At 71.7% G+C, this 12,840-nt stretch carries 8 protein-coding genes; 5 read left to right on the plus strand and 3 right to left on the minus strand.

The window, feature by feature from the left end:
* Positions 1 to 38 precede the first annotated feature (38 nt).
* Positions 39 to 4,208 carry an alpha-(1->3)-arabinofuranosyltransferase gene (locus ACFRAQ_RS22370; protein WP_379103700.1) on the plus strand — a complete coding sequence of 1,390 codons (4,170 nt, stop codon included), beginning with the start codon at positions 39 to 41 and terminating at the stop codon, positions 4,206 to 4,208.
* Between the two features lie 49 nt (positions 4,209 to 4,257).
* Here the strand turns inward: ACFRAQ_RS22370 and ACFRAQ_RS22375 are convergent, their stop codons facing one another.
* Complete coding sequence (locus ACFRAQ_RS22375; RefSeq protein ID WP_379102590.1) at positions 4,258 to 5,409, minus strand: acyltransferase family protein; 1,152 nt, start codon at positions 5,407 to 5,409, stop codon at positions 4,258 to 4,260.
* Between the two features lie 187 nt (positions 5,410 to 5,596).
* Here ACFRAQ_RS22375 and ACFRAQ_RS22380 point away from each other — a divergent pair, with 187 nt between their 5' ends.
* The 3 genes from ACFRAQ_RS22380 (at position 5,597) to ACFRAQ_RS22390 (ending at position 10,107) form a co-directional block, all read left to right on the plus strand.
* Positions 5,597 to 6,733: a DUF3068 domain-containing protein gene (locus ACFRAQ_RS22380; RefSeq protein ID WP_379102593.1), complete on the plus strand. Its 1,137-nt coding sequence runs from the start codon at positions 5,597 to 5,599 to the stop codon at positions 6,731 to 6,733.
* Positions 6,734 to 6,918: 185 nt separating this feature from the next.
* Positions 6,919 to 8,208: a polysaccharide biosynthesis protein gene (locus ACFRAQ_RS22385; protein WP_379103702.1), complete on the plus strand. Its 1,290-nt coding sequence runs from the start codon at positions 6,919 to 6,921 to the stop codon at positions 8,206 to 8,208.
* Between the two features lie 9 nt (positions 8,209 to 8,217).
* Entirely contained in the window at positions 8,218 to 10,107 is a 1,890-nt protein-coding gene (locus ACFRAQ_RS22390) for a hypothetical protein (protein ID WP_379102596.1), read from the plus strand.
* A 72-nt stretch (positions 10,108 to 10,179) separates the two neighbouring features.
* Here ACFRAQ_RS22390 and ACFRAQ_RS22395 read toward each other — a convergent pair whose 3' ends face one another.
* Positions 10,180 to 11,349, minus strand: coding sequence for a glycosyltransferase family 4 protein (locus tag ACFRAQ_RS22395; RefSeq protein ID WP_379102598.1), 1,170 nt, complete (start codon positions 11,347 to 11,349; stop codon positions 10,180 to 10,182).
* Positions 11,350 to 11,615: 266 nt separating this feature from the next.
* On the opposite strand from ACFRAQ_RS22395, the gene ACFRAQ_RS22400 reads away from it, so the two are divergent.
* A complete protein-coding gene (locus ACFRAQ_RS22400; RefSeq protein ID WP_379102600.1) occupies positions 11,616 to 12,407 on the plus strand; it encodes a methyltransferase domain-containing protein in 792 nt (263 codons plus the stop codon).
* 15 nt (positions 12,408 to 12,422) lie between these two features.
* On the opposite strand, the gene ACFRAQ_RS22405 is transcribed toward ACFRAQ_RS22400, so the two are convergent.
* Entirely contained in the window at positions 12,423 to 12,725 is a 303-nt protein-coding gene (locus ACFRAQ_RS22405) for a hypothetical protein (protein WP_379102602.1), read from the minus strand.
* Positions 12,726 to 12,840 lie beyond the last annotated feature (115 nt).

Genomic DNA, 12,840 nt, shown 5'->3' on the forward strand with positions numbered 1-12,840 from the left:
CCGGTCCGGACGAGGACCGGTCGCCGACTACCGCGCCGCTGGGCCGCCGCTGGCTGCTCGGCAGCGTCATCGCAGCATTCCTGCTGACCTTTCTGCAGGCCCCCGGGCAAACCGTCGCCGACACCAAGTACGACCTGGCGCAGAATCCGCTCGGCTTCCTGTCCCGCGCCTCGCATCTGTGGAGTAGCCAGGCCCCGATGGGCCAGGTGCAGAACCAGGCGTACGGCTACTTCTTCCCGCATGGGGCGTTCTTCTCGCTCGGGCACGTGCTCGGGCTGCCCGCCTGGGTGACCCAGCGCATCTGGTGGGCGCTGCTGCTGCTCGCCGGATTCTGGGGCATCGTCCGGCTCTGCGAGACCCTCGGCATCGGCAGCCGCGGGTCGCGAGTGATCGCCGCGGTCGCGTTCGCGCTGTCGCCCCGCGTGCTCACCACCCTCGGCTCGATCTCCTCGGAGACGCTGCCGATGATGCTGGCCCCCTGGGTGCTGCTGGCCCCGGCCGCGCTGGGCGCGGCGATGCGGCGGGACCGGAACTCCGAACCGCCGCGGCGCGGGATGGCGACGCCCGCCGGCAGCGCCGCGGCCCTGGCCCTGATGGGTTCGGTCAACGCCGTGGCCACGGCGGCGGCTTTCCTGCCCGCGGCCCTGTGGTGGTTGTCCTGCAAGCCGAATCGGACGTGGTGGCGGTTCACCCGCGCCTGGATCCCACTGCTGGCGCTGGGCACCTTCTGGTGGGTCGTGCCACTGTTGTTGCTGGGCAAGGTGAGTCCGCCGTTCCTGGATTACATCGAGTCCTCGGGCGTGACCACGCAGTGGGCGTCGCTGGGCGAGGTGCTGCGTGGCACCGACAGCTGGACGCCGTTCGTGTCGCCGGAGCGCATCGCGGGCGCGGTGCTGGTCACCCAGCCCGCCGCGGTGCTGGCCACGGGTCTGCTGGCGGCGGCGGGCATGGCGGGTCTGGCCATGCGGGCCATGCCGAATCGCGGTCGGCTGGTGCTGATCCTGATCGTCGGACTCACCGGCATCTGCGCGGGCTACGCGGGCGCGCTGGGCGGGCCGTTCGCCGAGCAGGTGCGCCTGTTCCTGGATTCCGGCGGCGCGCCCCTGCGGAACGTGCACAAGCTGGAACCGCTGATCCGACTACCGCTGGTGCTCGGGCTCGCGCACCTGCTGGCCCGGGTCCCGCTGCCCGCCTCGGTGCCGATGCCGGTGTGGCGCAGGGCGTTCGCGCATCCGGAGCGCGATCGGATGGTGGCGGTGGGCGCGCTCATCCTGACCGCGCTGGCCCTGTCCACCTCGCTGGCCTGGACCGGCAAACTCGCACCGCGCGGCAGCTACGACGAGGTCCCGGCCTACTGGCGGCAGACGGCGGACTGGCTGGCGCACAACGCCTCCGACACCCGTGCGCTCATCGTGCCGGGCGCGCCGTTCGCCTCCCAGGTGTGGGGCCTGACCCGTGACGAGCCGATGCAGGCGCTGGCGAGCACCCCGTGGGCGGTGCGCGACGCGGTGCCGCTCAACCCGCCCGGCGCGATCCGCGCCATGGATTCGGTGCAGCGGCTCATCGCCGACGGACGGCCGTCGGCGGGCCTGGCGGCCACGCTGGCCGGACAGGGCATCGGAGTCCTGGTGCTGCGTAACGACCTCGACCCGGAGACCTCCCGATCGACCCGGCCGATGCTGGCGCACCGCGCCATCGAAGGATCACCGGGGATCCGTAAGGTCATCGAGTTCGGGGATCCCATCGAGACCGGCAAGGTGGAGGGCCTGGTCTCGGACGGGGATCTGCGGCCCGGCTACCCGGCGGTCGAGATCTACCGCGTCGAGGCGCCCGCGCCCGGCACGCCCACCAGCGTGCGCAGCGGTGCCGGCGCGCCGGATTCGTTCCCGGGCGCGTTCACGGTTCCGCTCGCGAACCTCCCGGTCGTGCAGGGCGGACCCGAAGCCGTGGAACGACTACGGCGCAATCCGGCCGTACCCGCCGGGCCGGTCCTGCTGTCGGCCGACGCGAACACCGCCGGACTGCCGCAGCACGGCGTCACCATCACCGACACCCCGATGGACCGCGAAGCCGACTTCGGGCGCGTCGACAACCACAACTCGGCGCTGCGCGCACCCGGCGACGCCCGCCGCACCCACAATCTGGTCCCCGACTATCCGGTGCCCGGCGCACCGCTGGTGGAGGGCGAATGGTCCGGTGCCACCGTCACCGCCTCCAGCGCCGCGGGCGACGCCACCCAGCTGGGCGGGGCCGCGCCCGGCAGCTCCACCGCGGCCGCGGTGGACGGCGACCCGGCCACCGCGTGGATCAGCAATGGCGCCGAACACGCGGTCGGCCAATGGCTTCGACTCGACCTGGACAAGCCGGTGAGCTCGGCGGTACTGCGGCTGACCACCAGCGCGGCCGCCATCGGCAGCCCGATCAAATGGGTCGAGGTCGAGACCGCCAAGGGCACCGTCGCGGGCCGGATCACCGAACCCGGTGCGCCCGTGTCGGTCTCGCTGCCGCCGGGGCGCACCGACTGGATCAAGATCACCGCCGTGCACACCGAGGACGGCAGCGCCGGTGGACAGTTCGGGATCGCCGAATTGAGCCTGGACGACTACGCCGACCGCGAGAACCCGGTCACCGTCGACATCCGGCATCGCACCGTGCTCCCGCCCGCCCCCGCCGGCGCCACCGTCGCGGGCTGGGACCTGGGACAGGAATTCCCTGGCCGCAGTGCATGTTTCGACTCCCCCGACCGGATACGGTGCGGCAAGGGCCTCGCGCTGGCCGCCGAGGAACCGAGCCTGTTCGAACGCACCCTCCAGGTCCCGGAAGCCGTCACCGTGGCCCCGGACCTGATCGTGCACACCCGCCCCGGCCCCGCCCTGGAGGCCCTGCTCACCGATCCGGATCGGCCCATCGCCCGCGGCCGGGCCGATGTCGCGGACCCGCGCGGCTCGGCGCTCGCCGCCACCGACGGCGACCCGCTCACCAGCTGGACCGCGCCCGAGACCACGGTGCGCAACCCCGCCGGGCCCAAACCCACGCTCACCATCGAACTTCCGGCCCCCACCCTGGTGACCGGGCTGACCGTGACGCCCTCGCGCGGCGACCTCCCCGCGCACCCGACGGCCGTCACCGTGAACCTGGGCGACGGTCCGCAGGTGCGGGAGGTGCGGCCGGACTCCGGCGGCACCACCCGCCTGGAGCTGTACCCGACCGTCACCAGCCGCATCGAGATCTCGCTGCAGAGCTGGGACGGCGTACTGGACCGCACCGCACTGGGTTTCGCGCAGGAGCAGCCGCCGGGCCTGGCCGAGGTGACCGTACTCGGCCCGGACTATCCGGCTCCCGCCGATCCGAATCGGCCCATCACCATCGACTGCGCGCACGGGCCCACCATCGCGGCCGCCGGTCGTACCCTGCACACCACGGTCACCGGGACCGCCGCCGAATTGCGCTCCGGCGCACCGCTGCCCGCCACGGTGTGCGGGGTGGACGACGATGGCGGCGGCGCGTCCGAGCAGCACTCCTTCGAATTCCCCTCCGGGCGTGTGGATGTCGCGGTCGCGCCGACCGATCTGTTCACCGTCGACGAGCTGCGCCTCGACCGCACCCCTCCCCTGCCCGCCGCGACCGAGGCGACCGGCGACCGGGTGCTGGTGCTGCCGCTGTCGACGAATGTCGGCTGGCAGGCCACGACGGCCGACGGCACCGCGCTGAAGCCCGTGGTGATCAACGGCTGGCAGCAGGCGTGGCTGGTCCCGGCCGGCACGCACGGCCCGATCACCGTGTCCTTCCCCACCGACCGCTGGTACCGGCTGGCCATCTTCGGCGGTCTGGTGCTGCTAATTCCGTTGCTGGCGCTGGCCTTCCGGGGCGCGCGGTCGCCGGTTCGCGCGGACGGCCCGCCGCCGCGCGCCTGGCGCAGCCGGACCGTCGCCGGACTCGGCTTGGCCGCCGCGGCCGGCCTGATCGCGGGCCCGGTCGCGTTGGTGCTCACCGTGTTCGGCTTGATCGGCGATCAGCTGCGGCCGCGCGGCTGGTCGCGCATCCTGATCGCGCTCGCGGGCGGCGGCACCGCCGTGTGCGCTGCCGCGCTGTCCACCGGACCGTGGCGGTCGTTCGAGGGCTATGTCGGCGGTTCGCTGTGGGTCCAGTTCCCGGCGCTGGTCGCGATCATCGCGGTCGGGATCGCGGCCCTCCCGCCGCGGCGCTGAATCACACCGCCGCTCAGCATCACACTGCCGCTCAGCATCACACTGGCGCTCAGCCGAAGCGGCGGCGCGTCCACTGCCGGACCGGCTCCTCGACCAGGGCGAAACTGGCGGCCGCCAGGGGCAGCGTGAAGACGACAGTCAACAGGTAGACCACCACGAAATGCCCGCGGAACGGCACCACGCCGAACACCGGGAACACGATCGACAGCACCGCCAGGTGCCAGATGAAGATGCCGTAGGACCAGCGGCCGAGGGTGGCCGCGACCCGGCTCTCCAGCCACCGGTGCGGCAGGTCCGGCCGGAGCACCAGCGGGGCGATCAGCCCGAAGCCGACGATCGCGCCGAGCGCCATCTTGGCGGCGTACTGCCACGGCTGGCCGTGCACCAGCCCGCGCGGCCCGGCCAGGTCGGTGGTCGCGAGAACCATGGCCGCGACGGCGAGCGGCCACATCAGCCACCGGTTGCCCGCCACCCGCCGCCACGTCGGCGCGGGCTGGTCGGCGAGTTCGGCGAGCAGCATGCCGACCGCGAACCAGGGCAGGTAGCCGGGCAGCCAGTTGTCGGAGTGGATGCCGTCGGGGGTGGGGACGGGGAGGAAGTTCCAGCCGAGACCGATCAGGGCGAGGCCGAGCACCACCGGCACCCGCAGTCGCGCCCGCTGCCCGCGCAACCACACCAGTGCGAACGCCAGCAGCGGCAGCACCAGATAGAAGGCGACCTCCACCGAGAGGCTCCACATCTGGGTGAGCCCGTCGGTCAGCGTGAACGGCACGAACACCTGCAGCAGGCCCAGATTCGACAGCCACACCCGCAGTCCGGCGGTGTGCGCCGCGCTCGGCAGCAGGATCAGCACCGCGCACACGACCACCCAGTAGGCGGGCAGGATGCGGGCCGCGCGGTGCAGCAGATAGCGTCCGGCGCTCGGTGCCACCCCGTGGCCGCGGGCCGCCGCGGCGTGCGGCCGCCACAGCAGGAATCCGGACAGTGCGAAGAACACCGCGACCGCGAGATCGAAGCGCTCCCAGATCCGGCCGAGCACCGGCTGTCCGGTGGCACCGGTCTGGAAGGCGACGTGGGTGAGCACGACCCCCAGGGCGGCGAGCGCGCGCATGCCCTCGAGTGCGGGAACGAAGCGGCCCGGACGGACCGGCGCCGGGTCCAGGTCGGGCGTCTCCGCGGTGGTGAGGGTGGTCGTCGTCATCGGGTCCCAGTGTGCCTTGCGGGTGTTCCGCGGATCATCCGGCTTTTGACTTGGGGGCGTTTCGGGGTGTTTTCCTGCCTCGGCCACACTCAGGGACCGCTCGGACTGTTAGTGTCTGGGCTCACGAGTGCTGCGCGGCGACCGCAGTACTGGAAGAAACACGCGTTCGACGACGAGGAGAACCTGCATGGCACTCAGTGCCGGTACCAGAAGGACGGTTGCCTGCGTACTCGTGGGGCTCGGCGCGATGCTGCTTGTCGCTGCCATCATGATTCCCACGTACACGGTGAGCCGCCTCGCGAAGACGCCGTTGGATCTGGAGATCACGACCGTCGCGACCAACCCGCAGACCGGGGCGCCCAGTGAGGTGCTGGACTCGAAGTCGCTGACTTCGACGACCGGCTCGGCGAAGGTGGACCAGAACGTCCCGCTCGTCTCGCAGCGCTTCCTCACCGTCGAAAACCCGTCCGACGCTTCGGAAATGACCATTCAGGCCGGTCAGACCCTGCGTCGCACGGACAAGCAGGGCGACACCGGCCTGCTGACCGCGAGCATCGACCGCGTCACTGTGGACCGCAAGACCGGTGAGCCGGTGGAGTCGGTCGACGGCGGCCCGAACGGCGCGATCGCCGTGACGGTCGACAAAAAGGGCGAGTCGGTCATGGACCCGGTGCAGCACAAGGGTCTGCAGTACCGCTTCCCGATCGGCACCGAGAAGAAGACGTACCCGTACTTCGATCTCAACACTCGCAAGACCTACGACGCCCCGTTCGTCGAGGAAACCGAGATCAACAGCCTGAAGGTCTACCACTTCCAGATGACGGCGCCGGTCACCGACCTGTCCACCGTCGCGAACTCGCCGACCAACAAGCTGACCCTGCCCGCCGCCAAGTGGGGCGTGGAGGGCGACGGCGACGTCACCATGGCGCGCTACTACACCAACGTCCGCGACCTGTGGGTCGAGCCGGACACCGGCACCGTCATCAAGGGCCAGGAGCAGATTCACCTGTTCTACGCCCGCTCCGGTGACAAGCCCGAGGTGACCGCGCTCAAGTCGACCCTGGTGTTCGACGAGAACACCATCGAGTCGCAGATCTCGGTGGCCAAGGAGAACATCGACAAGCTGTCGCTCTACGGCCGCACCCTGCCGATCATCCTGGGCGTCCTCGGCCTGCTGTTCCTGATCGCCGGCATCGTGCTCGGCCTGCTCGGCAAGAACGGCGACGGCCGGACCCCGGCCCGCCGCGTCCCCGCCCCCGCGGGCGGCCCGGCTCCCTCGTTCGACGCGCCGACCCAGCAGATCGACATGAACAAGCGCCCCTGACGGCACCCGTTCCCGGCGGCCCAGCACCTTTCTCAGGTGCTGGGCCGCTGTCGTTGACGGACACACGTCCGGGTTGCGCGGGGTGGCGGGCCGGAGGCCGGACCCCGGATGGGAGCATTGCGGGCGTGTCTGTTGTACGCCGTCTGCCCGTGGTCAAGGACCTGACCTTGGTAACGGCGGGGGCCATGACCGCGAATGTCGCGGGGTATCTGCTGCAATTGCTCGCCAGCCGCTGGCTGGGGGTAGCGGGATACAGCTCTTTCGCGAGCCTGCTGGCGATCCAGGTGCTGTGCGCCGTGCCCGCGCTGGCCTTGCAGAACGTGGTCGCGCGCGAAGTGGTTCGCGGCGCACCCGTGGCGGCCGTACGCACACTCGCGCTGCGCTGTGCCGCACTGGTCGCGGCGGCCGCGGTCGTGCTGGCGCCAATCGTCGCCCTCGTCTTGAAGGTCAGCGTCGCGGCCGCCGCGGGCGCGCTCTGCTCTGCTCCCCTGCTGGTCCTGCTCGCGGGCGAACAAGGGATTCTCCAGGGTGGCAGCCGATTCCGGCCGCTGGCGTGGGTGCTGGGCGGCGCGGCGATCCTCCGGGTGACTCCGGCCCTGGTCGCGCTCGCGGTCGGCGGCGGGCCCGCGCCCGCACTCTGGGCGGGCGCCGCCGGGGCCGCGGTCGCGGCCGTCGCCGCCCGGCGCGTCGCCGACACGGTCGGCGCCCCGCACCCCGAATCCCCAGTCACGCAGGGCGGATCCTCGGGGCGAACGGCGGCGGGCGGCTCCGAGAACGCGGCACAGGCTGGCGCGGCCGGGGCGGCGGCACCGGTCCCGTCCGTCGGCGAACGCACGCGTGATGCGGCCCTCGGGGTGGTGCCGGTCTTCCGGGCGGCGCAGGTGCAGGCGGCATTGATGGCGTTGTCGTCGGCCGATCTGCTCATCTCGCGAATCGTGCTCAGCGAGAACGATGCCGGGCGGTACGCACTGGGTGCGATCGCGGCCAAGATCGCGTTCTGGCTGCCGCAGGCCGTCGGCGTGGTGCTGTATCCACAGATGGCGCGGCCCAAGCATTCCGCGCGGGCCATGCGGTCCGCGCTGGCGGTGCTGATGGGGATCGGGGCGGTCACGGTGCTCGGGGCCGCGCTGGCCGCCCCGCTGGCCCCCTTGTTCGCGGGACGCGACTACGCGCCGATCCAAGGGCTGCTGTGGCTGTTCGCGCTCGACGGCGCCCTGCTCGCGGTTCTGCAGGCGGTGCTGTTGTCGGCGATCGCGGCCGACCGCACCGCGCCCGCGGCGATCACCTGGGTCGGGCTGGGCGTCGGGGTGACGGTCATGCTGACCTGTGCCCACTCGGTGCTCACACTGATTCTCATCGCCACGGTCACCGCGGCCGTCACCACCCTGGTCCTGACCGCGGTCACCCTGCGCACCGCCCGCGACGACGCCGAGACCCCTTCGCGTGTCCCCGATCTCGGGCCGACCGGAACGTAGGGTGCCGGTGTGAACGCGGTGGGCGGAGAACGGCGGTGGCGCGGGCTGATCCCGGCCGGGTACAGCCTGCTGCTGTCCGTGATCGTCCTGGGCCCGCTGCTCGGCCCCGGCTACCTGCTCCTGCGCGACGCCGTCAGCACCCCGCGCTCGTATCTCACCGACTCCGCGCTCGGGCTCGGTGACGCCGCACCCCGCGCGGTGCCGCAGGACGCGCTGATCGCCACCCTGTCCGCGGTCGTCGACGGCGGACTGATCGTCAAAGCGATTCTCCTGATGGCCCTCTGGCTGTCCGGCTGGGGCGCGGCGATCCTGGCCCGCGACCTGTTGCGGGTCTCGCTGGGCCCGCAGCTGGTCGCGACGACCGTCGCCGTCTGGAATCCGTACGTGGCCGAACGTCTGCTCCAAGGACATTGGAGCCTGCTCACGGGCTACGCCGCCCTGCCCTGGATCGCCCTGCTCGCCTGGCGGTTACGCGCGGGCCCGGACCCAGCACGAGCGAGCGCGGACGTGGCAGCACGCCACATGCGACGCCTCGGCTCCGTGGGCGGGTGGGCCGGGCTGGCGGGATGTCTGGCCGCGGCGGGGCTCACGCCCACCGGATCCCTGCTCGCCGGTACGGTGACGCTCGTGCTGGTGGGCCGCCGGAATCTGGCCGGCGCGGTGGTGCTCTGGATCCTCTCCGCTGCCCCGTGGCTCACCGCGACCGCGCTCTCCGGCGCCGCCGCGGAACCCTCCGATCCGGCGGGCGTCGCGGCCTTCGCGGCCCGCGCGGAACCGTGGCTCGGCACCCTGGGCAGCCTCGCCGGACTGGGCGGCATCTGGAACGGCACGGCCGTTCCCGGCTCACGCACAACCTTTTTCGCCCTGGTGGGGACTGCGCTGTTGCTCGCCCTGGTGGCGACCGGGGTGCGTACGGTGGTGAGCCGATCCCCGGAAGAGGCTGCGACCGTGCCGAATACGGGGACCGACCACGGACTCGTCGTTCGCCGCCGACTGGTGTGGTTGGGGCTCGCGGCGATCGTGTTGCCCGCGTTCGGGGCGACCGGGTGGGGGCTGGCGGCGGGCGAGTTCCTGGTGCGTGAGGTGCCGGGAACCGGGCTGCTGCGGGATACCCAGAAGTATGTGGCGCTGGCGGTTCCGGCGTACGCGTTGTGCGCGGCGGCGGGGTGCCTGGTGGTGGGACGCTGGATCTCCCGCCTGGTGGTGGACGAAACGAGCGACCTGCCCCGGCGGGCCCGAACCGGCGGGGCCGCAGCGCTTTTCCTCGCGATCCTGTTCCTGGCGCTGCCGGATATGGCGTGGGGTGTCGGTGGCGCACTGCGACCGGTGCACTATCCGGACGGGTGGCGGAAGGTCGCCGCCGCGGTGGGCGCGCCCGGTGATGTGGCGGTGCTGCCGGGCGGGATGTTCCGCAAGTTCCGGTATTCGGGGAGCGCGCCGGTGCTGGATCCCGCACCGCGCATGCTGCCGCGAGATGTGTTGCAGACCGGGGAGCTTCCGGTGCGCGGCGGCAGTGTGGCCGGTGAGGGCGTGCGCGCCCGGAAGGTGGAGAGCCTGCTGCTGCGCGGTGGGTCCGTGCGCGAGCTGGCCGGCCTCGGCGTTGGCTGGGTGCTGGTCGAGGGTGGTACGCCCGGGCCGTCGGGTGATTCGAAAACCGTTCTGGCCCAGCTGACTCCGGTCTACGCGGATCGAGATGTGCAGCTGTACCAGATGCCGGGCGAGATCGCCACGCACGAGGCTTCCGCGAGCAGCCGCCGGATCGCCGGGGCCGCGCACCTGCTGTGGGCCGCGCTGCTGACCGGCGGATTCCTCACCGCCGCAGTCTTTTCGGTGCGGCGCGGGTCAGTCCTGCGGGAATCCGAGCGCGAATCCCGCACCGATCACGACAATGCTGATTAGCGCGATGACGACGATGATCCATAGGCCTCGATGCCGGGAATCACCACCGCGTCACGGCGGGACTTCGGCGAATCAGACGCGCGCGGGCGCGATCAGCCCGCTCACCCGCTGACCGCGGGTCACCGCGGACAGCACCTCGTAGACGCCGTTTCCGGTTTGCTCCCAGGAGAATTCACGTGCCCGCGCCCGCGCTTTCTCCCCCAGCACGGTGCGGGCCTCGCTGTCGCGGAGTAGTTCCCCGACGGCCGCGGTGAGCTGGGCGGAGTCGTCGACCAGGAGCCCGGTGACGCCGTCCACGACGGAATCGGTGAGCCCGCGCGAACTCCGGTAGCCGACGGTCGGCACCCCGTGCTGGGCGGCTTCGATGACAGCCAGTCCCCAGCCCTCCTTGCGGGAGGGCAGCACGTGCACCCAGGCGCGGGCCAGCAGGCGATGCTTCTCGTCCTCGTCGACGTGCCCGTGGAAGGTGACCGCGTCGGCGATGCCGAGCCCGCGGGCGTGCGCGCGCAGATTCTCGTCCCACCAGCCGCCGCCGACCACATCCAGGTGCAGGCCGGGGATGCTGTCGCGCAGTCCGGCGACCGCCGCCATGGCGTCCTCGATCTGCTTGTGCGGCACCAGCCGCGAGAGCACCACGATGCTCGGATGCGGGGTGCGGGCGGATTCGTCTCCGGCGGGCACGCATTCGGGGATGGGCTCCGCGCCATTGCGCACCACCGCGATCCGCGGCGCGTCCACGCCGAGCGCGGTGAGCTCTTCCGCGGACGGCAGCGACACCGTGAGGTACTGGTCGCCCCGGTGCACGCGCGGCGAGAGCCGCGATTCGATCCACCACCCGATCCGGCCGACGAGCTTCCCGGCCACCGGCCACTGCTCCCGATGCCCGTGGTGCACCAGCACCACGGTCGGCGCGGCCGTCACGGTGCGAGCGAAGAAGGGGATCCCGTTCTGGGTATCGATGACCGCGTCGGGCCGCAGCCCCTGCAGCGGTCCGAGTCCGACCCGCCCGAGCGCGATGGCGGCCAGCGCCCGCGGGTACACGGTGAACCGTCCCCCGCCGCGACTGATCTCGATCCCGTTGACCGATTCCCGGCGCGCCGCCCCCGGATATCCGGCGGTCCGCAGCGTCACCTTCACGCCGCGCGCGGCCAGCTGCGCGCCGACCTGCTCCAGATACCGCTCACTCCCCCCGCCCTGCGGATGCCCGGTGTCGCGCCAGCACAGCAGCAGCACTTCACGCACGGGCGAATCTCCAGGACAGAGTAGGTAGGCGGACAGACAATGGGCTCAACCGTACCGGTTCCCACGAACTTCAGTGGACAGCCCGGAGCATTCATCGGATCGCATCCGGTACTCGCGCGACGGAACGACTGGTTTGGCGAGGTGAGAGTAACTACCGGGGTACCCCAGAATCGGGTTGGGCTCCGAACCGCCGGCACGGTGCAGGGCGGTGAGCGGATTCCAGGCCGCCCGCTGAAGTCGCGGAGAGGCGGGTTAGCCTTGCCGCCGTGCTTCGAGCCGATCAGACCAGAGTGCGCCGTCCGCGATTCGCCCGCCGGGCGACGCTGCGACGCTCGCTGCGGTTGCTGGGCAGCTTCCGGTTCGAGCAGACCGATCCGGCCGTGTTCTACGGGGGTGTGGCCACCGATACGGCCGAGCTGGTGTCGGACTTCTACCGGGATCTGACCGGGCAGTCGCTGCGCGGCACCGTGGTGCTGGACGTGGGCGGCGGGCCCGGCTATTTCGCGGACGAGTTCGGTCGCGCGGGCGCGCGCTATCTACCGGTCGAACCGGACCCCTCGGAAATGCACGCGGCCGGGTTGCGGGTCGCGGGCGCGGTGCGCGGGTCGGGCATGGCCTTGCCGTTCCGCGACGACGCGGTGGAGGTGTGCGTCTCCTCGAATGTGGCCGAGCACGTGCCGCAGCCGTGGGTGATGGCGGCCGAGATGCTGCGGGTGACGAAACCCGGTGGCCTCATGGTGTTTTCGTACACGGTGTGGCACGGCCCGTTCGGCGGGCACGAGACCGGGCCGTGGCATTACCTGGGCGGGGAATACGCGGCCAGGCGGTATCGCCGCAAGCACGGGCGGGAGCCGAAGAACCGCTTCGGGCGTTCGCTGTTCGCGGTGAGCGCGGCCGAGGGCGTGCGCTGGGCCGCGGCGGCACCGGACGACATCGAGATCCTGGCGATGTTCCCGCGCTACCACCCGCGCTGGGCATGGTGGGTCGTTCGGGTTCCCGTGCTGCGGGAGCTGCTGGTCAGCAACCTGGTGGTGGTGGCCGCCAAGCGGCCGCGCTAGCCCACCCGGGCGCGCTCAGCGGAGGGAGAAGCCGCGCCGCCACACCCGGCGGAAGCCGGTGCAGGCCTCGGATTCGCCCCACGGTGACTCCTGGGTTGCCAACCCCACGGTCTCCATAGCGGTCAGGCCGACCTGACCGGCGAGGTCGTTCACGGCGGCAACCGCCTCGGCCGCCAGTAATGCGGCGGTGGCTTGCGCTGTGGTGAGGGTCCGGCCGGGTAGGAAGGACACCACCCATCCGCCCGCGCCGACGCTTTTCGCCTGATGCGGCGTGAGATCGCTGGTCATCAGCGCTCTGCCGACCACTTGCACCGCCATGACTCGGACTCCCCTGTGCGGTAACGGTTCATGTTACGAGCGAGCTATCCACGGTAGCTATAAAGCATGCTCGCTATGGCTTCCGAATGCAATAGTGCGTTCGGCGAAAATCGAA

It is taken from the genome of Nocardia sp. NPDC056611, from assembly GCF_042792755.1.
Classification (GTDB): domain Bacteria; phylum Actinomycetota; class Actinomycetes; order Mycobacteriales; family Mycobacteriaceae; genus Nocardia.

Coding starts and splice junctions, on each gene's coding strand:
- ACFRAQ_RS22380 (WP_379102593.1), top strand. CDS start 5,597: ATGGCACTCAGTGCCGGTACCAGAAGGACGGTTGCCTGCGTACTCGTG.
- ACFRAQ_RS22375 (WP_379102590.1), bottom strand. CDS start 5,409: ATGACGACGACCACCCTCACCACCGCGGAGACGCCCGACCTGGACCCG.
- ACFRAQ_RS22405 (WP_379102602.1), bottom strand. CDS start 12,725: ATGGCGGTGCAAGTGGTCGGCAGAGCGCTGATGACCAGCGATCTCACG.
- ACFRAQ_RS22385 (WP_379103702.1), top strand. CDS start 6,919: ATGACCGCGAATGTCGCGGGGTATCTGCTGCAATTGCTCGCCAGCCGC.